At 69.1% G+C, this 18840-nt stretch carries 14 protein-coding genes and 5 pseudogenes; 13 read left to right on the top strand and 6 right to left on the bottom strand.

Features of this window, described 5'->3' with window-relative positions; translation table 11 throughout:
- Positions 1 to 31 precede the first annotated feature (31 nt).
- The 3 genes from OG389_RS29735 to OG389_RS29745 are packed head-to-tail and all read left to right on the top strand — an operon-like array spanning position 32 to position 2884.
- Complete coding sequence (locus OG389_RS29735; RefSeq protein ID WP_328301535.1) at positions 32 to 547, top strand: hypothetical protein; 516 nt, start codon at positions 32 to 34, stop codon at positions 545 to 547.
- Positions 544 to 1689, top strand: a complete 1146-nt coding sequence (locus OG389_RS29740; protein ID WP_328301536.1) for an MAB_1171c family putative transporter — start codon at positions 544 to 546, stop codon at positions 1687 to 1689. The genes OG389_RS29735 and OG389_RS29740 overlap by 4 nt, the downstream gene beginning before the upstream one ends.
- 13 nt (positions 1690 to 1702) lie before the next feature.
- Complete coding sequence (locus OG389_RS29745; RefSeq protein ID WP_328301537.1) at positions 1703 to 2884, top strand: amidohydrolase family protein; 1182 nt, start codon at positions 1703 to 1705, stop codon at positions 2882 to 2884.
- Positions 2885 to 2937: 53 nt separating this feature from the next.
- Here the strand turns inward: OG389_RS29745 and OG389_RS29750 are convergent, their stop codons facing one another.
- A complete protein-coding gene (locus OG389_RS29750) occupies positions 2938 to 3156 on the bottom strand; it encodes a CorA family divalent cation transporter (RefSeq protein WP_443059471.1) in 219 nt (72 codons plus the stop codon).
- Positions 3157 to 3382: 226 nt separating this feature from the next.
- Here OG389_RS29750 and OG389_RS29755 point away from each other — a divergent pair.
- From OG389_RS29755 to OG389_RS29760, 3 genes and pseudogenes are all read left to right on the top strand, one after another.
- Positions 3383 to 3613 (top strand): annotated as a pseudogene (locus OG389_RS29755) (zinc-binding dehydrogenase); the annotation flags it as partial.
- Positions 3614 to 3730: 117 nt separating this feature from the next.
- Positions 3731 to 4171: pseudogene (locus OG389_RS36870) on the top strand (zinc-ribbon domain-containing protein); the annotation flags it as partial.
- A gap of 42 nt (positions 4172 to 4213) precedes the next feature.
- A complete protein-coding gene (locus OG389_RS29760; RefSeq protein ID WP_328301538.1) occupies positions 4214 to 5374 on the top strand; it encodes a zinc-ribbon domain-containing protein in 1161 nt (386 codons plus the stop codon).
- Between the two features lie 115 nt (positions 5375 to 5489).
- On the opposite strand, the gene OG389_RS29765 is transcribed toward OG389_RS29760, so the two are convergent.
- Complete coding sequence (locus OG389_RS29765) at positions 5490 to 5816, bottom strand: hypothetical protein (protein ID WP_328301539.1); 327 nt, start codon at positions 5814 to 5816, stop codon at positions 5490 to 5492.
- A 301-nt stretch (positions 5817 to 6117) separates the two neighbouring features.
- Between OG389_RS29765 and OG389_RS29770 the strand changes: the two are divergent.
- The 3 pseudogenes from OG389_RS29770 to OG389_RS29775 form a co-directional block, all read left to right on the top strand.
- Positions 6118 to 6291 (top strand): annotated as a pseudogene (locus tag OG389_RS29770) (MarR family transcriptional regulator); the annotation flags it as partial.
- A gap of 519 nt (positions 6292 to 6810) precedes the next feature.
- Positions 6811 to 6924 (top strand): annotated as a pseudogene (locus tag OG389_RS36875) (flavoprotein); the annotation flags it as partial.
- Positions 6924 to 7235: pseudogene (locus OG389_RS29775) on the top strand (tyrosine-type recombinase/integrase); the annotation flags it as partial. The pseudogenes OG389_RS36875 and OG389_RS29775, both read left to right, overlap by 1 nt.
- 98 nt (positions 7236 to 7333) lie before the next feature.
- Here the strand turns inward: OG389_RS29775 and OG389_RS29780 are convergent.
- Positions 7334 to 7546: a hypothetical protein gene (locus tag OG389_RS29780; protein ID WP_328301540.1), complete on the bottom strand. Its 213-nt coding sequence runs from the start codon at positions 7544 to 7546 to the stop codon at positions 7334 to 7336.
- Between the two features lie 40 nt (positions 7547 to 7586).
- On the opposite strand from OG389_RS29780, the gene OG389_RS29785 reads away from it, so the two are divergent.
- Entirely contained in the window at positions 7587 to 10598 is a 3012-nt protein-coding gene (locus OG389_RS29785) for an NACHT domain-containing protein (protein WP_328301541.1), read from the top strand.
- A 287-nt stretch (positions 10599 to 10885) separates the two neighbouring features.
- Here the strand turns inward: OG389_RS29785 and OG389_RS29790 are convergent, their stop codons facing one another.
- Positions 10886 to 12064: a magnesium and cobalt transport protein CorA gene (locus OG389_RS29790; protein ID WP_328301542.1), complete on the bottom strand. Its 1179-nt coding sequence runs from the start codon at positions 12062 to 12064 to the stop codon at positions 10886 to 10888.
- Between the two features lie 167 nt (positions 12065 to 12231).
- Between OG389_RS29790 and OG389_RS29795 the strand changes: the two genes are divergently transcribed.
- Together OG389_RS29795 and OG389_RS29800 are read left to right on the top strand one after the other, a co-directional pair.
- A complete protein-coding gene (locus OG389_RS29795; protein ID WP_328301543.1) occupies positions 12232 to 13407 on the top strand; it encodes a winged helix DNA-binding domain-containing protein in 1176 nt (391 codons plus the stop codon).
- Between the two features lie 127 nt (positions 13408 to 13534).
- Positions 13535 to 15076: an AMP-binding protein gene (locus OG389_RS29800; protein ID WP_328301544.1), complete on the top strand. Its 1542-nt coding sequence runs from the start codon at positions 13535 to 13537 to the stop codon at positions 15074 to 15076.
- A gap of 133 nt (positions 15077 to 15209) precedes the next feature.
- Here OG389_RS29800 and OG389_RS29805 read toward each other — a convergent pair whose 3' ends face one another.
- Entirely contained in the window at positions 15210 to 15698 is a 489-nt protein-coding gene (locus tag OG389_RS29805; RefSeq protein WP_328301545.1) for a glutathione peroxidase, read from the bottom strand.
- Between the two features lie 38 nt (positions 15699 to 15736).
- Positions 15737 to 16603 carry a hypothetical protein gene (locus OG389_RS29810; RefSeq protein ID WP_328301546.1) on the bottom strand — a complete coding sequence of 289 codons (867 nt, stop codon included), beginning with the start codon at positions 16601 to 16603 and terminating at the stop codon, positions 15737 to 15739.
- A 265-nt stretch (positions 16604 to 16868) separates the two neighbouring features.
- On the opposite strand from OG389_RS29810, the gene gcl reads away from it, so the two are divergent.
- The gene (gene gcl, locus OG389_RS29815; RefSeq protein ID WP_328304193.1) at positions 16869 to 18650 is read left to right on the top strand and encodes a glyoxylate carboligase; all 1782 of its coding nucleotides are present in this window, start codon (positions 16869 to 16871) and stop codon (positions 18648 to 18650) included.
- Positions 18651 to 18840: the final 190 nt, after the last annotated feature.

Consider the following 18840-nt stretch of genomic DNA (forward strand, 5'->3'; position numbering starts at 1 on the left):
GCCCCAGGAGATTCACCAACGGAGTTGGCCCGTGACTGAACGTACGTTGCGCAAACGATGTCGGAGCATCCTCAGGGAACTCGGCATCACCGCTCCACTGCGGGTCCCCGAGCTGTGCCGGCTCCTCGGTGAACACCGCGGACGGCCGATCCGGCTGGTCCCGTACTCGCTGCCCGTCCCCGGCCCGTACGGTCTGTGGATCGCCGGCGCGCAGGCGGACTTCATCTTCTACCAGAAGGAGACCAGCCAGGCGCACCAGGACCACATCGTGCTCCACGAGGTCGGGCACATCCTGGCGGACCACGGGAGCGACGAGTCCGAGGACGCCGTCTGGCAGGAGGTGCTGCCGGACCTCTCGATCGAGGTGATCAACCGCGCGCTCCGGCGCACCTCCTACGCCGAGGAAAGAGAGCGGGAGGCGGAACTCGTCGCCACGATCATCCTCGAGTGGGCGTCGGTCCTGGACCGGGTCACGCCCCGCGCGCCGGGTGACATCTCGGCCCGACGGGTGCACACGGCGCTCACGGACCGGCAGGGGTGGTTGTGACCGTGCTGTCCCTGGTGCTCGCCGTTGTTCTGTACGGCTCGCTGCTCTGGACGGGGCGGCAGGTCGTGCGCGATCCTTCCGACCGGCTGCTGCGCGCGGTTTTCCTTTGCATGTTCAGTGCGGGTCTCTCCTTCCCGTTCGGCCTGCCCGTAGTCATCCGCCTCGTTGACGGGCTCGCCGGGGACGGCGCGGCGAAGCTGCTGCAGAACGTCTGCCTGCTCGGAGCCGTGTACTTCCTGGGGTGCTTCTTCATCCACTCGGCGTCCGACCCGGCCGCGGCCCGGACGCGGGTGCGGTGGCATGCGGTGCCGTTCGCCGCGACTGCGGTGATCGCCTCGGCAGCCATGGCCGTGACGCCGCACGCCGAGCGGGGCCACACGTACGCGACGGCCGACATGAGGGTCCCCGGTGTCGCGGTCTTCTACCTCTCGGCCGGCGCCTACCTCACGTATGCCCTGGCGGCGGCGCTGTTCTGGACGGTGCGGTACGCGCGGCTGGCGAGCCGGCCGTTGGCGACCGGGCTGCGGATGGTGGCCGCCGCGCTGGCCGGCATGGTGCTGGCCTCGGCGGTACGGGAGTGCCTGACGCTCGTGCGCCTGCTCGGCGGCTGTGTGCCCCACCCGGTGATCACCGGCGCGAAGCTCCTGCTCGACCTCGCGATCCCACTCTTCGTAGCGGGCGTGGTCTACCCGGGGCTGGTGACGCGCTGGGCCAGCATCCGTTTGTGGTGGCACCACGGCCGCGTCTACCACAGGCTGGCCCCCCTCTGGGAGGCTCTGCACCTGGCGTTCCCGGAGGACGCACTCGAACGCACCGGGGGCGGTCGTCGCTGGGACGCGCTGAGTCCGCGGGGCGTGCACCGGCGCTACTACCGGCGTGTCATCGAGTGCCGGGACGGGCTCGTCCGGATCAGTCCCTATCTGGCGCTGGAGGCGGCCACGGCCGACGCCGAGGCACCACTCACGCCCGAGGTCGCGGCGCGCCATCTGAGGACCGCGTTGCGGGCGTACGCCTCCGGAGAGGAGGCACCCTCCCAGGCCGTCCCGGTCGCCCTGCCCAGCGAGGGCGAGGGCGACGGCAGTCTGGAGAGTGATGTACGGCAACTGATCCGGCTGTCCGAAACTCTGACAGCGCAATTCTGAACGAGGAGTGGCGATGGACACCCTGATCTCGGCCCGGCGCGTGGTGATCGGACCGCACGGCCAGGTCCTGGCGGACGGCGCCGTGCTGGTGCGAAACGGCGTCATCGCGGACACCGGACCGCGCCACGAGGTGGAGTCCCGTGCCCCCGCGGGCATTCTCCGTCACGACTACCCCGACGGCACGCTGCTGCCGGGGCTCGTCGACGCGCACGTCCACCTCGTTCTGGACGCGGGGCCCGATCCGGTCGCGGCGCTGCGGGAGGCGGACGATGCGACGGTGGCCAAAGGCATTGCGGAGCGGGCACTCGGTCTGCTGAACGCCGGCGTCACCACAGTGCGGGACCTCGGCGACCGGAACGGACTGGTGACGGAGTTCCGCGCCGCCGTCAGGGCGGGACGGTTGCCCGGACCCCGTGTCCTGGCGGCCGGCACTCCTGTGACGGGACCCGGCGGACACTGCTGGTTCCTGGGCGGAGAGGTGTCCGGCGAGGACGCCGCCAGGGCGCTGGTCCGCCGCAACGTGGAGCGGGGCACGGACCTCATCAAGGTGATGGCCACGGGCGGGGGCATCACGAAGGGCGGGCCGCCTATCTGGGCGCCCCAGTTCACGGCCGAGGAGCTCCGGATCATCGTGCAGGAGGCGGCGAGTGCCGGCCTCCCGGTGGCGGCGCACGCGCACGGCACCGCAGGCATCGTCGCGGCGGTGGAGGCCGGGGTGAGCACGATCGAGCACTGCACGTGGATCGACCAGGATGGCTTCCGGCTCCTCGACGATGTCGTCGACGAGATCGCCGCCCGGGGCATCGGGGTCTGTCCGGCGGCCAGCCCCGACTGGCGCGGCTTCGCCGAGCGCTTCGGACGTGAGCGCGCGGAGGAGATGTTCGGCGGGATCCGCCGTATGCGCGAGCGCGGGGTGCGGCTGCTCACCGGAACGGACGCGGGCGTGAGTCGGGCGGTATTCGATGACTTCGTGTCCAGTCTCGAGTTCTTCGCCCATCTGGGCTGCACCTCGCAGGAGATCGTCGACCTGGCCACCTGCGAGGCGGCGGAGGCACTCGGGCTGGGCAAGGTCACGGGGCGTCTGCTCCCCGGCCTCCGCGCGGACCTCCTGGTCGTCGATGGTGATCCCCTGAGCGATCTCCAGGCGCTGCGCCGCGTTCGGCTGGTGATGGCGGATGGCCGTGTGCATGCCTGACGGGCTGCCGCTACCGGTGCCCCCCCGTGGGTGCGTGAGGGGTCAACTGACTCCTACAGCCAGTCGCGCTTCTTGAAGATGACGTACAGGCTTGTGCAGACCACTGCCATCAGGAGGATCGCGAAGGGGTAGCCCGCGGCCCAGTGGAGTTCCGGCATGACCTCGAAGTTCATGCCGTAGATGGTGCCGACCAGGGTGGGTGCAAAGAGGATGGTGGCCCAACTGGAGATCTTCTTGAAGTCGTCACCCGCACGCTGCTGACCTGCGGAAATTGCCTATGCAAGTGGACTGACCTGCGGCGATCGGCCTTTCCAAGTCTTTCACCCTGCTGCCCGTATATGCAGCCGATTCCCCCCCAGCCGCCCCCCCAACGCGGCCCCATTCCCCCCAGATTCCCCCCAGCGGAGGCTGCTTCTGGTGGAGGGTTCCGCTGGTCGGAGCGATGATCCGGGCGACCGGAACGTTACCCGACGTAGTGGCGGGGAGGGAGCAGGAGGGAGCGTGAACCGCCCGGCGCATGCCGAGCTGACCCGGATCTTCTCACTGGAGCTCAAGGTGGTCGGCTCCAGCATGTGCCCGAAGGACGAACTGGAGGACCGGCTCACCTCCTGCGCCGCGACGGGGGTCCGGCCGGTGATCGACGAGACGCCGTCACTGGATCGGGTCGGCGAGGGCTTCGAAAAGCTGGAGTCGGGTGACCAGTTCGGCAAGATCGTCCTGACGGTGTAGAGACCGGCCAGGCACCGACAGGAAGGGCTCCGCCACCCCCTGTCCTAGCCGGCCACGCCCCTTCGGTGAGAACCTCTACGGCGCCGTTGTCAGTGCATGCTGCAAGGATCACCGGCCATGGGAAAGCGACGTGGAGACAGCGAGATCGCAGCAGTCCGGAGTCGGCTCCAGGCGGAGTTTGTCAGTAACATCTCCAGCCCGGACCGTGCTTTGGAGGACCTGCCAATATCGTCTCCGGACCAATGCCGGTGGCGCTGCACCGAGGAGGGGTGCGGCCACGAGTGGGAGACCCGCTTCCAGTTCAGGGCGCGCAGCATCAACCCCACAGCGTGCCCGGAGTGCTCGAAGCGCCGAAACCGCGCTCCGGGCCCCGGAGAGTCGCTGGCCGAGGTGGATAAGGTCCTGACCGCACAGTTCCGGCGCAATAAGGACCGGCCCTCTCGCGGGCCCGACACACTGAGGACCCAATCCCACGACATGTGTGAATGGGAGTGCGAGCAAGGCCACTCCTGGCTGGCCACAGTCGCCAACCGCACTAATCAGCGGGGCTGTCCGCACTGCTCCGGGCACGGGCGTTCTCTGTTCGAATGCAACGTCGCGATGCTCGTCGAGGCGGCCTCAGGACTCGCCGTTGAACTCGACCACCGGGTCCGTCTGCCCGGCAGGACGGAGGACCGCTTCGACCTGTTCCTGCCCGGCCCTGACCTGTTGATCGACCTGGATCCGGCGTGGACCCACAACCAGCCGGACGGTCTGAAGCGTGACACCGCGAAGGCTCAGGCCGCCCGCGCCGCTGGCCTCGTCTTCGTGAGGATCCGGGCGCGAGGGCTGCCGGCGATCCCGCTGCCCTGGACCACCCACTTCGAGGCGGGCCCAGGATTAGACCCCGAAGACTGGGCCAGGGCCGTCGGTTCGGTGCTCCGGGGCCGGGGTCTGCCGTGGAAGGAACTGGCTCCTCCCGAGGTCGCGACAGCGCTCATGAAGGGATCGCAGCTCTGGCAGCAGGCCGTAGCCGCCCCCGCGACCTCAGCGCTGGCCGCCGCTCCGCACCTCGAAGCCGAGTTCGTCGCCAACCTCACCAACCCCGGCGTGGGCCTCGCCCGTATGGCTCCAGGCTGTAATGACCTCTGCACCTGGAAGTGCCAGGAGGTGGACTGCGGACACGAGTGGGACGTTCCCGTGTACACCCGTGCTCTCGCCGGTCGCGGATGCCGCAAATGCGGTTACAAGCGGATGGCCACGAAGAAGAGGCGCCCCACCCCTGGCACATCACTCGGTGATGTCAATCGGGAGATGGCTTCCGAACTCGTGGAGGTGATCGGTCACCCTGACTGGACCGCGTTCGATCTGCTCCCGAACGCGAACCAGGACTGCCTCTGGAAATGCCCGGACCCCCGGTGCGGGGAGGTGTACCCCGCACCGCTCAACCGCCGCACAGGCCAGTCGAGTGGTTGCCCCACGTGCGCCCGCAAGCGCAGCACGGCCGGCCGGATTCGCCCGAAGCCGGGCCAGGCGCTCGTGGACCGTCACGAGGTGATCGCAAGCGAACTCGTCGAGGTCATCGGCGAACCGACGTGGATGGCAGCGGACCTTCGGCCGAGCTCCACCCTGCCGTGCCGGTGGCGATGCCGGAAGCCCGGATGCCATGGCCGCTGGGAGGCAACCCCTGACCAGCGGACGCGTCGAGGGGGCACCGGCAAGCAGTGCCCCGTTTGCAAGCCACCGCGCAGGAGCCGGTCACGGCCCACCACTACGGCCTGATTGCGCCCCTCGGCGGGGCGGAATCAAGCTGCCGGCTTCGCAGAGCGTGTAAGTGGGGGCGAGTCCATCATCGGCGGTCCCCCGCTGCCTCGTACACCGCTGGTACCGCGTGGGGTTAGGGAAGGAAGTGCGCGCAGTGCCTGCACCGGCGCCTGGCGATGCACTGGAGGTTCCCGTGCGAGGCGCGCAGGGGCGTGTGCTCACTGATGCCCGCCCACAGGCCGGGTGATGGGTCCGGGACCCAGCCCCATCCGGCGTCCTCAATGCTGCCGTCCACATCGTGGTTGCAGCCGCCCTCGACATGTCCGTACCCGCTCGGCGAGATCCGGATCATGCGAAGGACGAAGGCCAGCGGCGCCCTGGTTGCAGCTGGCGGGCCCACACCGCAGCAGCAGCCCTCGCCGATGATCAGTTCGCATGCATCGCAACGCTCAGCCTTCATCGCCCAAGGATGCACACAGCTGCAGAGCTGACGGAGTCGGGCCGGGCCAGCCGATTCTCACCGGTGGGGGTCCGACGGGTCCTGCGCGCGGACGGCGGACCGTATGACGAATCTCGGCGACCGAGGCGGGGGCAGATGTCCGCGCCGCGGTCGGGCCGGGCTGGCGCACCGGCAGAGGAAGGTGGTGGCCGGTCCGGTCCCGGGCGGGGTATCGGGTCGGCCACCGGTGAGATCGGTTCAGGCGATGTCGTCGTGATGGGCGGCGCGTTGGGATTCGGTCGGGGATCGCCTCGGCACGACGGTGCAGAACCACCAGGCCGCGATCGACGACTACGACCGCGAACTCGCTCCCCGGCTGGGCGCCAACGAGACGGATCTGCGCTGCCTGGAATTCCTGCTGTCCCAGGAGGAGAGCGCGCCCAGCACACTCAGTACGCGGATGGGCCTGACCGCCGGCAGCGTCACCACGATGCTCGACCGGCTGGAGAAGCTCGGCTACATCACCCGCACGCCCCACCCCACCGACAGGCGCCGCAACCTGGTCCAGGGCACCCCGGAAGCCACCCGGCTCGCCTACAGCGTGACCGTGCCATTCATCGACGGCGCCGGCTCGAAGGTAGCTGCCCGCTTCACCCCCGAGCAGGTCGAGACGGTGATCGAGCGCGTCGGCTTCACCCGCGATGTCCGGACGAACATACCCAGCTGCTGCGCGACGTACCCGAACCCGCCCACCGCCGCTCAGGAGGCCGACAGGCCCCCGGACCGCGCACTGGCGCCTGGGGCAGCACCCGCTGACCACTGTGACCATCAACCCTCCCTGAGCCCCGCCGGACCGCGAGGGGCAGAGCGCCGGCGGCGGTCGGGAGGCATCGACGCAGAGCTGCTCTCGTTGCCCGAGGCGGCCGTCGTACGCTGCCAGAGTTCCACCACTTCAGCCGCCGACTGGGAGCGCCCTGTGACTGAGCCGCAGCTCAAGCCCTTCTTGTACGTCATTATGCGCGCGGCCGGGATCGCAGGCGATGTCGGCAAACTCATCACGGTCGCGCAGGAACGGGCCTGGGAGGTCGTAGTTGTCGCCACCCCACAGGGCCTAGAGTTCCTCGACAGTTCAACGACGAAGTATGGAAGCCCGCCCTCGCGAAGGCAGGCGTCATCCCCCTTCGGGAGAAGGGGAAGCGTTGGAAGGCATCTCGCAAGGACGGCTGCCACGTCCTCCGGCACACCTACGCCTCGATCATCCTCGAAGCCGGTGAATCCGTCGTCACCCTCGCCCGATGGCTCGGCCGTTCCAGCCCGACCATCACCCTCGACCACTACGCCCACTTCATGCCCGAAGCTGGTGGCAAGGGACGAGCGGCCGTCGATGCGCTGCTTGGCGTGGCTCCCCAGTACGTCCCAGAGAACCTCACCGCGGCATGAGAAACGGGTGGCACAGCGCATCCTGTGCCACCCGTTTCGTCATGCCTTAGGTACGCCCGGCGTGTAGGTCTCGTGGGTCGTCGCATTGGCGGACTCGGCTACCTCAGCACGCTGATCCCCACGGCGAGTACGGCCGTGATCAGGGTGAGCGTGCTGCCGAAGGCGACGCCGGCCCGCAGCAAGGCGGTCGGCGTGGAAGCGCCGTCCATGCGGGTCAGCAGGCCAGCACCGACGGCGGCCAACAGCGCCAGAAGGACGGCGGCAAGCAGAGCGAGGGTCAGCAGCATCGCGGTGGTCGGCGACAGGGGCATGAGATCTTTCCTTCCGTGGCGGGTGTTCGGTGGAAGGAAGATGCGGGGATCGGCGTTCAGCGGCATTCGGGTGAACGAAGATGAACGAGTCGATACCGAGAAGCCGGGACTGGCCGAGGGGGAGCACCGGGGTATGCGGGACGGGCTGGAGGAACTGAAGTCGCAGTTGCGGCAGTTGCGGGCCGAGCGCCGGTTGTCGATGTCGGGGCTGGAGTTGCGGGCGGGGTTAGGGCACACGACCGTCAGCAAGGCGCTGAACGGCCCTACCGTGCCCAGTGAGGCCACCGTCGGAGCGCTGGCGCAGGCGTTGGGCGCGGAGGCCGGCCCGCTGCTCAAACTGCGTCGCCAAGCGCTACCTGCTGTCCTGGCTCCGCCCCGACAGCAGGCCCCCAAGAACGGCCTCGACGGGGACGTGGACGCGCGGTTCGAAGGGCGGTACAGGCGGTATGTGGAGCAGCGGCACGGGCAGCTATCCGTCATCGGGCTCGATCTCTCCCGCCCGGAGAGGGCGTCGTGGCCGCTGGACGCCTCTTACCTGAGCCTCGAATTCGCCACGTCGACGCGGGCCGTCGGCCAGGGCGGGAGTGCCGGTTTCAGTGCTGACTCGGGATTAGCCTCGTCAGTGGGCTCCGGGGCGCAGATGGAGACCGAGCGGGCTGAGCAGGCGTTGGCCGGCCTCCGTCGAGTTCTGGTGCGAGGGATGGCGGGGGGAGGTAAGAGCACCCTGCTGCAGTGGCTCGCCCTCGCGACTGCCCGGGAGGACCTGCCCGTCGAACTGGCGAACTTGAAGGGGCTTGTGCCGTTCATGCTGCCGCTGCGGACGCTGGTGCGCGGCGGTGATCTGCCCGGGCCCCAGGAGTACCTGAGGGCGGTCGGCTGCCCGCTGCACGCAGCTCAGCCGCAGGGCTGGACCGACCGAGTCTTGGATGACGGGCGGGCCCTGCTGCTGATCGACGGCCTCGACGAGATTCCGCAGACCCAGCGAGCTCAGGCCCAGCAGTGGCTCCGTGAACTGCTGGCCGCCTTTCCGCGCGCGACCTACGTGGTGACCACTCGGCCATCCGCAGTCCCGGAGGGGTGGCTGGCAGGGCATGGATTCACCGAACTGACCGTCCGGCCGATGAGCGCCCGTGACGTGGCGGTGTTCGTCACCCGCTGGCACACAGCCGCGCGCGCCAGTGCGGACCCAGGGCAGGAATTTGAGCACCTGGCCGCTCTGGAAGAGGCACTGAAGGACACCGTGCGCTCCCAGCGGGACCTCGCCCGCCTTGCCACTACTCCACTGCTCTGTGCCCTGGTCTGCGCGCTGAACCGTGACCGGCGGGGCCACCTCCCTCACGGCCGTATGGAGCTCTACGAAGCGGCCCTGTCGCTCCTGCTGGTCCGCCGTGACCGGGAACGCGACATCGACGCCCCCGAGAACCTCGTAGTCACCGAGCACCAGAACATCCAGCTCCTGCAACGTCTGGCCTACTGGCTCGTCCGCAACGGCCAGACCGAACTAGACCGAGAAACGGCACTCGCGCTAATTGACGACGCTCTGCCTGCCATGCCGAACCTTGCCCAGCAAGGCGACGCGGCCGACGTGCTCGCACATCTGCTCGCCCGCTCTGGTCTCCTGCGCACCCCTGCGGCCGAGACGATCGACTTCGTCCACCGCACCTTCCAGGACTTCCTTGGAGCCAAAGCCGCCATCGAAGCTCGCGACATCCCGCTCCTGGTACGCAACGCTCACGACGACCAGTGGGAAGACGTCGTGCGCATGGCCGTCGCCCATGCCCGTCCCAACGAACGCACGACCCTTCTGCGCCGCCTCATCGCCCGCGGTGACCGCACTCAGAAGCACCGCACCCGCCTGCATCTACTTGCGACAGCCTGCCTCGAGTACGCCACGGAACTCGACCCTGAAATACGCCAGGAAGTCGAGCAACGCGCCAAGGCCCTTGTCCCCCCACGCAGCGAGGAGGAGGCCAGGACCCTCGCCGCGGTTGGCCCCGTCATCCTCGACGTCCTCCCCGGCCCTGAGGGCCTCGAAGAAGACGAAGCGCGAGCGGTTGTGAAGACCGCCGAACTCATCGGTGGCGATGCTGCCCTGACGCTGCTCAAGAAATTCCGCACGAGCTATCCGGCATGGTGGGCCCTGTCCAATGCTTGGAAGAGCTTCGACGCCCACGACTATGCCCACGAAGTCCTCGCGCACATGACCCACCTTGAGGCTGTCACTATCAGCTCACGGGAGGAGCTGGCGGAGCTGCACCATCTGCCGTCGCTCGACCATGTCGCCTTCATCGGGGATTTCTCCGGTGCCGAGATGACAACCCCTTGGACGCAGGCGGACGTCCGAGTGCTGAACATTCACAGGAACCCGACCCTTCGGGATCTGGACTTCCTACACTCGTACACCGGACTGAAACGGATCGCTTTCTTCCAGTGCCCGAATGTCGCGGGTCTGAAGCCCCTGGCCGAGCTGTCTGTCGACGTAATCGAGCTCCATGGCTGCGGGGCGGCCCGGCTCGAAGACCTTAAGGATCTGACCGGACTCCGTGAACTCGGCCTTAGCATGGAATTGCCAAACCACGATCTCGGTGCACTGCCCACCGGCGCAGACCTCACGCGTCTGGCGCTTGGACCGAATGCCTGTGCACAGCTCACTCTGAGCGGCATCACAAGCTGGCCCAATCTCAACCGGCTGGACCTATCCGGCCCCGTCGAGGGATTGCCGCAAGCGATGGTCGAGCTGCCTGAGCTCCGCGACCTCATTCTGGCGAACAACGCCGGCTTGTTCATGCTCGAACAGATCCCGACTTGCCCTCAGATCACCGAGCTGTATCTGGGTCAGTGGAGAAGCGGCGACGACCTTGCCCTTGTTCGCGCTAAGTTCCCCGGGCTTCAAGACATCACCATCTGGGCGTACCTCGGCTGCCGGCGCGTAGACCTCACTCCGCTCCGCGGTATGCCCGACCTCAGGATTCGGATTCTCCACGCCCTCGAAGTCGTCGGGGCGGAGCACTTCCCACCCGAAAGCGTCATCCGCACTCCTCGTCCGCGGTGAGCTTGGTCGACCACCCCCTGCCCTCGGGGCCCTGCTGTATCGCCGCCCATGCCGATGGCGTCGTCGCCGGAGCAGCCACCGGGCGCGATGGGGTTTACTCTCGGTGATGTTCCCCGGGGGTGGGGTGCTTGGGGTCGGGCTGCATCAGACGTGGGGAACGGCAGGTGAGGGTGAAGTGGCTTGCTCCCCAGCGGAGTGGATTCCCCCCAGATTCCCCCCAGGCCCTCGGAAGTGGCCATTTGGGTCGCTCGCGAATGCGAAATTGATCAACGGAGAAGGGCTGCTAGCTACAGCCAGTCGCGCTTCTTGAAGATGACGTACAGGCTCACGCAGACCACTGCCATCAGCAGGATTGCGAAAGGGTAGCCCCCTGCCCACTTCAGCTCCGGCATGTCCTCGAAGTTCATGCCGTAGATCGTGCCGACCAGCGTGGGGGCGAAGAGGATGGCGGCCCACGAGGAGATTTTCTTGATCTCCTCGTTCTGTTCGAAGCCGGCCTCGGCCAGGGCGCGCATTTCGGCGTTCTGCTGCTGGGAGACCAGGGTGGCGTTGACCGTCAGGATTTCGGTGAGGGCCTGGCGGAAGCCGTCCACGCGTTCGCTGGTGTGGGTGACGTGGTCGGCCACGTCGCGGAGGTAGCGCTGGAGTTCCTCGTCCGTGCCGTACTTCGCGAAGCCGGCCATCAGGCTGTGGAGCATGCCGACCAGGGGGCGGGTGGCGCGTTGGAACTCGACCATTTCGCGGGAGAGTTCGTAGATACGGCGGGAGACCTCCGGGTCACCGCTGAAGACCTCGGTCTCGATCTCGTCCATGTCGATCTGGACTCCCTCGACGACCGGGGCGTATCCGTCGACCACCGCGTCGAGGATCGCGTACAGGGCGGCTTCCGGGCCGAGGGAGAGGAGTTCGGGGGACTCCTCCATGCGGCGGCGGACGGCCGAGAGGTCGGGGGCTGCGCCGTGGCGGACCGTGATCAGGAAGTCGGGGCCGACGAAGATGTGGAGCTCGCCGAAGTCGACCTCCTCCAGCGCGTCCAGGTAGCGGGCGGCGCGCAGGACGACGAAGAGGGTGTCTCCGTAGCGCTCCAGCTTGGGCCGCTGGTGGGCCTCCAGGGCGTCCTCGATGGAGAGCGGGTGGAGGTTGAACTCGGCGGCCAGTGAGTGGAGTTCCGTCTCGGTGGGTCGGTGCAGGCCGATCCAGGCCATGCCGTCGGGCTGTTCGCGCAGCCGGCGGAAGGTCTCGGCGAGGGTGGCGGGGGAGGCGACCCGGAGGCCGTCGCGGTAGACCGCGGAGTCGATCACGCTGCGGTGGTCCGCGGCGCTGGGGGCCGGCGGAGCCGGTTTCGGGGCCCGCGGGGGTGCGGCCGGGGGAGTCGTGGGAGGGGCGGCCGGGCGGCGCCATCCCGCCCGCTTCGCGGGCGCGGGCGAGTTCGGGGGCGAGGGGCGGTGGTCTGGTCGCTCCGACATCGCAGGTCAGCTCCCGGTCGAACGGGTGTTTACGGGCAAGGGGCAGGATATCCGGGTGAAAGGTCCCCGGGTTCATTCCTCCTCCGTGCCGGGATTGCGGCCGGGCCATTGCGGCCGGGCCGGAGTTGCGGACAGAAGGTGTCCGCATGGGCCACTACGTTGCAGACATGGCCTCCAAGACCACGCGTCCCGTCCTCGACACCCGTTCGCTGAACCGTGCCACGCTCGCCCGCCAGCTGCTGCTGAACCGGACCGAGATGTCCGCGACGGACGCCACACGGCACCTGCTGGGCCTGCAGGCCCAGAACGTGAAGCCGCCCTACTTCCAGCTCCACGCCCGCCTCGCCGGATTCCGGCCCGCCGAGCTCGCCGGGCTGATGGAGTCCCGGCAGGCGGTCCGGATCGTCACCATGCGCTCCACCATCCACACCCACACGGCCGCCGACGCGCTGGTCCTGCGCCCTCTCGTCCAGCCCGCCCGCGACCGGGAGATCAACTACTTCCGCAAGGGCCTGGTCGGAGTGGACCTGGACAGGCTGGCCGAGCTCGCGCGGGCCTTCGTGGAGGCCGAGCCGCGGACCATGGGGGAGATACGGGAAGAGCTGCTGAAGGAGTGGCCCGACGCCGACCCGCAGTCGTTGTCCGTCGCCGCGCGCTGCCGACTGCCGCTCGTCCAGGTCACCCCGCGCGGGGTGTGGGGGAGGAGCGGACAGGTGCGGCTCACCACCCTGCGGGAGTGGGTCGGCGACCTGGGCGACGGTGCGAATGGGGTGGGCGAGGCGCAGGGGGTGGGCGAGGCGCAGGGGATTGATGGTGCCGTGCTGCGATACCTCGGTGCTTTTGGGCCCGCCTCGGTCAAGGACATGCAGACCTGGGCCGGGCTCACCCGGCTGCGCGAGGCCTTCGAGCGGCTCCGGCCCGGGCTGGCCGTCTTCCAGGACGAGAACGGCGTCGAACTCTTCGACCTGCCCGACGCGCCCCGCCCCGACGCCGACCAGCCGGCGCCGCCGAGGTTCCTCCCCGAGTTCGACAACCTGCTCCTCTCGCACGCCGACCGCACCCGGGTGATCGACCCCGGGCTCAAGGGGCGCACCTGGTCGGGGAACCAGGCCCACTGCACCCTGCTGCTCGACGGTTTCCTCGCCGGGCTCTGGAAGCTGGACGGAACCACGCTCACCGTCGAGCTGTTCTCGGCCGCCTCCAGGACGAACAGGGCGGAGATCGTGGCCGAGGGGGAGCGGCTCGTCACCGACATGACGGAGGGGACGGAGGAGGGCGGGAAGGGCGAGAAGGGCGGGAAGGGCTCCAGCGGCTCGGTCCGGTTCGGGGCGATCAAGCCCTGACCGGGCCAAGGAGGCCGGCAGGGCCCTGGTGGCCCGTACGTCCCACACGGCACGATGCCTGGCACGACCGGGATGCCGAGCCGCCCGGCCGCCCGGGTACCAGGACAGCGGACACAAGGAGAGAGCAATGCGGATTCCCATGACCGTCACGGACTTCCTCGACCGGGCGGAGCTGGGGTTCTCGTCCAGTCCGGGCGTGGTGGACGAGCCGGACCAGCCCGGCCCGCCGGTCCCCGATTCGACGTACGGACGGCTCGGCGAGCGCGTACGGGCCTGGCAGGCGGGCCTGGACGCGCTGGGTGTCGGCGAGGGCGAGCGCGTGGCGGTCGTCAGCCACAATTCCGCTCGGCTCCTCGAGCTGCTGTTCGCCGTGCCGATGAGCGGACGCGTCTGCGTGCCGGTGAACTTCCGCCTCAAGCCCGAGGAGGTGGAGTACGTGGTGCGCCAGAGCGGGGCGTCCGTCCTGCTGGTCGACCCCGAGCTGGACGAGTCGCTGTCCGCCGTCAAGGCGCGCCACCGCTTCGTCCTCGGGCACGGGACGGACACGGAGCTGATGCGCTTCGGCGTGGAGCCGCGCCCCTGGTCGCACCCGGACGAGGACGCCACGGCGACCATCAACTACACCTCGGGGACCACGGCCCGCCCCAAGGGCGTACAGCTCACGCACCGGAACATCTGGGTGAACGGGCTGACCTTCGGCCTCCACACCCGGGCCTGGGAGCGTGACGTCTACATGCACACGCTGCCGATGTTCCACTGCAACGGCTGGGGCATGCCCTTCGTGATGGCCGGGCTCGGGGTCAAGCAGGTCGTGCTGCGCAAGGTCGACGGTGCGGAGATCCTGCGCCGGGTCGAGGAGCACGGCGTCACGCTGATGTGCGGCGCGCCCGCTGTCTGGAACACGGTGCTGGACGCCGCCGCGACCTGGGAGGGCGAGATCCCGGGCCGCGACCGGGTACGCATCGTCTGCGCGGGCGCCCCGCCGCCGAGCCGGACGATCCAGCGCATCGGCGAGGAGCTGGGCTGGGAGTTCACGCAGATCTACGGTCTGACCGAGACGTCGCCGCTGCTCACCTTCAACCGGACGCGGCCCGCCGACGACGCACTGCCGGCCGAGGAACGGGCGCGCAGGCTGTCGCGGGCCGGACTGCCCGCGCTCGGGGTCAAACTGCGGGTGTCCGGCACGGGTGAGGTCCTGGCCAGGTCGAACGTCGTACTGGAGGGGTACTGGGACAAGCCGGAGGAGACCGGCGCGGCCCTGGAGGACGGCTGGTTCCACACCGGTGACGGAGGCACGCTCGACGAGGCCGACGGCCACCTGACGATCTCCGACCGGAAGAAGGACGTGATCATCACCGGCGGCGAGAACGTGTCGTCGATCGAGGTGGAGGACGCGATCTTCAGCCATCCGGCGGTCGCCGAGGTCGCCGTCATCGGCGTCCCGCACGAGAAGTGGGGCGAGACGATCAAGGCCCTCGTGGTCCTCGCCGAGGGCGAGAACGCGGGCGAGGCGGACATCATCGCCCACTGCAAGCAGCGGCTGGCGGGATACAAGGCCCCGACGACGGTCGAGTTCCGCGCCACCATCCCGCGTACGGCCACCGGCAAGATCCAGAAGTTCAAGCTCCGCGAACCGTACTGGTCGGGTCTGGAGCGGGAGGTGAACTGACCGCCGGATCAGCCTGCACCGGGAGCGGTACGGGGCTGCGCGCCCGCAGCCCCGTACCTGGTCCTGGTCCGGATGCGGATCCCGGTCCGCAATCCCGGTCCGGATCCGTTCCTGGTCAGGCTACGCCCGCCGACTAGGCCGGCAGCTGCGCCTCGATCGCCGCGATGACCTCGGGGGCCTCGGGCTCGGTGCGCGGACGGAAGCGGCCCACGACCTCGCCGGCGGGGGAGATCAGGAACTTCTCGAAGTTCCAGGTGATGTCACCGGCCTCGCCGTCGGCGTCGGGGGTCTTCACCAGCTCCTGGTAGAGGGGGTGCCGGTTCTCACCGTTGACCTCGGACTTCTCCAGCATCGGGAAGGTGACGCCGAACCCGGCCGCGCAGAAGGTCTGGATGTCGTCGGCGTTGCCCGGCTCCTGCCCGCCGAACTGGTTGCAGGGCACACCGATGACGGTGAAGCCCTTCTTCTCGTACGCGAACTGCAGCCGGGCCAGACCCGAGTACTGCGGGGTGAGACCGCACTGCGAGGCGGTGTTCACCAGCAGGATCGCCTTGCCCTTGTACGCGGCGAGGCTGGTCGGCTCGTCGGACAGGGTGGTCAGCGGGATGTCGTACAGGCTCATCAAGGTCTCCTCGGCAGAAACACGGAATACCACCGAGCCTAGGCCCCCATACCGACCAGGTCGTCCGCCGGGTCGTTGACCGGTTGGGGCATGCCCGTGAGGTCCATGACGAACAGGGGTATGCCGAGGTCGTCCGCGCGTGCGCGGGCGTCCTGCGTGTACCCGGCCAGCGAGAAGTAGACGCTGGTCGCGCAGGCCGTCAGCCCGTTCAGCCAGACGCACTCCACCGCGCGCAGCCCCGCCGGCGCCGTGGTCGGGTCCACCTGTGCGACCAGGCCGGGTGCCCGCAGGTCCACCGCCGCGGAGGGGATCGGCCGTCCGTCGGGCTGGCGCACGTCCTGGAAGCCGAGCCAGCGCAGGTACAGGGCGGCCGTCACCACCGCGTCCCGGGCGGTACGGATGGTCGCCGGGCGGAACGCGGGCCGCGGCACTGCCGGGTCGAGCGCCGAGTGCCCTGGTCCGTCCTCCGCTCCGTCCCCCGGCGCGCTCTCCGGCCCGTCCCCCGGCCAGTCGTCCCCCGCCCCGTGTTCCGGCGCCGGTACGGAGGCGGGCCCGGCCCCGGGGCCTGTGGGCGCGGCCGGCCGCCCCGGCGAGGCCCCCGCGCGCGGGGGAGTGCGTACGTCGCCGCCCGCCGCCGGCTCCGGCGGGTGCACCGGGATCAGCGCCACCGTCCCGCAGGACCCGCAGCCCAACTCCGGGTGCGGCCACTCGCTGTCCCGCCCGCAGGCCGCGCACCGCACCGCCACCCAGCTGTCCGACCAGGTGCGATGGGTCAGCTCCTTGGGTGGCGAGGTCAGGTCCAGCGGTGGGACGACCGGGTTCCCGCAGGCGCAGGGAAAGACCGGAGTGGCGTACCCGTTCTCGCGCAGGCACGCCGGGCAGCGCACCGGTACCGCATCCGCCATGAGACCTGGACCCCCTTCATCGCTGTGCGTAGGCCCATGGTCCACCACCTGCCACGGGCGGGGCGGGCGGACCGCCGATTTTCGGTCGAGACCTGGTTCTTCGTACAACTCACCGACCGAGACGCGGCTTTTGGTGGGTTCCGGGGTGCCGCACCGCCTTGACGTGTGCGGAGTCGCCGCTTAGCTTGTTCCGTATAGCAGAACAAAACTTCCGGATTACGGAAAAGCCTGACCGCCAGACCCGCAGGAGAACTCGATGCCTCGTATGACAGCCGCCGCCGCTGCAGTGGAGATCCTCAAGCTCGAGGGTGTCGAACAAGCGTTCGGCGTCCCCGGTGCTGCGATCAACCCCTTCTACCGCGAGCTCAAGAACGTGGGCGGCATCGCGCACACGCTGGCCCGCCACGTCGAAGGCGCCTCGCACATGGCCGAGGGCTACACCCGCGCCAAGGCTGGCAACATCGGTGTCTGCATCGGTACCTCGGGCCCGGCCGGCACCGACATGATCACCGGCCTGTACTCCGCGATCGCCGACTCGATCCCGATTCTGTGCATCACCGGTCAGGCTCCGGTCTCGAAGCTCCACAAGGAGGACTTCCAGGCCGTCGACATCGCCTCGATCGCCAAGCCGGTCACCAAGAAGGCGACGACCGTTCTGGAGGCCGCCCAGGTTCCGGGCGTGTTCCAGGAGGCCTTCCACCTGATGCGCTCCGGCCGTCCGGGCCCGGTCCTCATCGACCTCCCGATCGACGTCCAGCTGACCGAGATCGAGTTCGACCCCGAGACCTACGCACCGCTGCCGGTCTACAAGCCGCGCGCCACCCGCGCCCAGGCCGCCAAGGCCCTGCAGTTCCTGCTGGAGTCCGAGCGCCCGCTGATCGTCGCCGGTGGCGGCATCATCAACGCCGACGCCTCCGACCTGCTGGTCGAGTTCGCCGAGCTGACGAACGTCCCGGTCATCTCCACCCTCATGGGCTGGGGCACCATCCCGGACGACCACGAGCTGGCCGCCGGCATGGTCGGTGTGCAGACCGCGCACCGCTACGGCAACGCGACCTTCCTCGAGTCGGACTTCGTCTTCGGCATCGGCAACCGCTGGGCCAACCGTCACACCGGTTACAACCTCGAGGCCTACACCAAGGGCCGCAAGTTCGTCCACGTCGACATCGAGCCGACCCAGATCGGCAAGATCTTCGCCCCGGACTTCGGCATCGCCTCGGACGCCAAGGCGGCCCTGGAGCTCTTCATCGAGATCGCGAAGGAGCTCAAGGCCGAGGGCAAGCTGCCCGACTTCAGCGCCTGGGCCGCCTCCGCCCAGGAGCGCAAGGCCACGCTGCTGCGCCGCACGCACTTCGACAACATCCCCATGAAGCCGCAGCGCGTCTACGAGGAGATGAACAAGGCCTTCGGCCCCGAGACCCGCTACGTCACCACCATCGGTCTGTCCCAGATCGCCGGTGCGCAGATGCTGCACGTCTACAAGCCGCGCAACTGGATCAACTGCGGCCAGGCCGGCCCGCTGGGCTGGACCATCCCGGCCGCGATCGGTGCCGCCACCGCGGACCCCGAGACCCCGATCGTCGCCCTGTCCGGCGACTACGACTTCCAGTTCATGATCGAGGAGCTCGCGGTCGCCGCGCAGCACAAGGTCCCCTACGTCCACGTCCTCGTGAACAACGCCTACCTGGGTCTGATCCGTCAGGCGCAGGGTGGCCTGGGCATCAACTTCGAGGTCAACCTCGAGTTCGAGAACATCAACACCCCGGAGCTCGGCGTCTACGGCGTCGACCACGTCAAGGTCGCCGAGGGCCTGGGCGTCAAGGCGATCCGCGTCACCGACCCGGACAAGCTGGGCGAGGCCTTCGAGACGGCCAAGAAGTGGGCCCAGGAGCACCAGGTTCCCGTCGTCGTCGAGGCCATCCTCGAGCGCATCACCAACATCTCGATGAGCAAGACGGTCGACATGAGCGACGTCACCGAGTTCGAAGAGCTCGCGACCGAGCAGGGCCACGCCCCGACCGCGATCCGCAACGAGCTGTCCGCCTAGTCCCATCTGGCTGGTCCAGCACCACCGAACGGCCCCCGTCCCTCCTGCAGGAGGATCGGGGGCCGTTCCGCGTTCCCTACGGGTCCCAGGTCCCGGAGCCGTGCCGCCAGTCGGCACGGGCGCCCGTGCGCCCCTCCCGCGCCCCGAAGGTACTTCCGTGCGCCGCCCGGAGACCTGCTCGGGCGTCCGT

Source organism: Streptomyces sp. NBC_00435, from assembly GCF_036014235.1.
Lineage (GTDB): Bacteria > Actinomycetota > Actinomycetes > Streptomycetales > Streptomycetaceae > Streptomyces.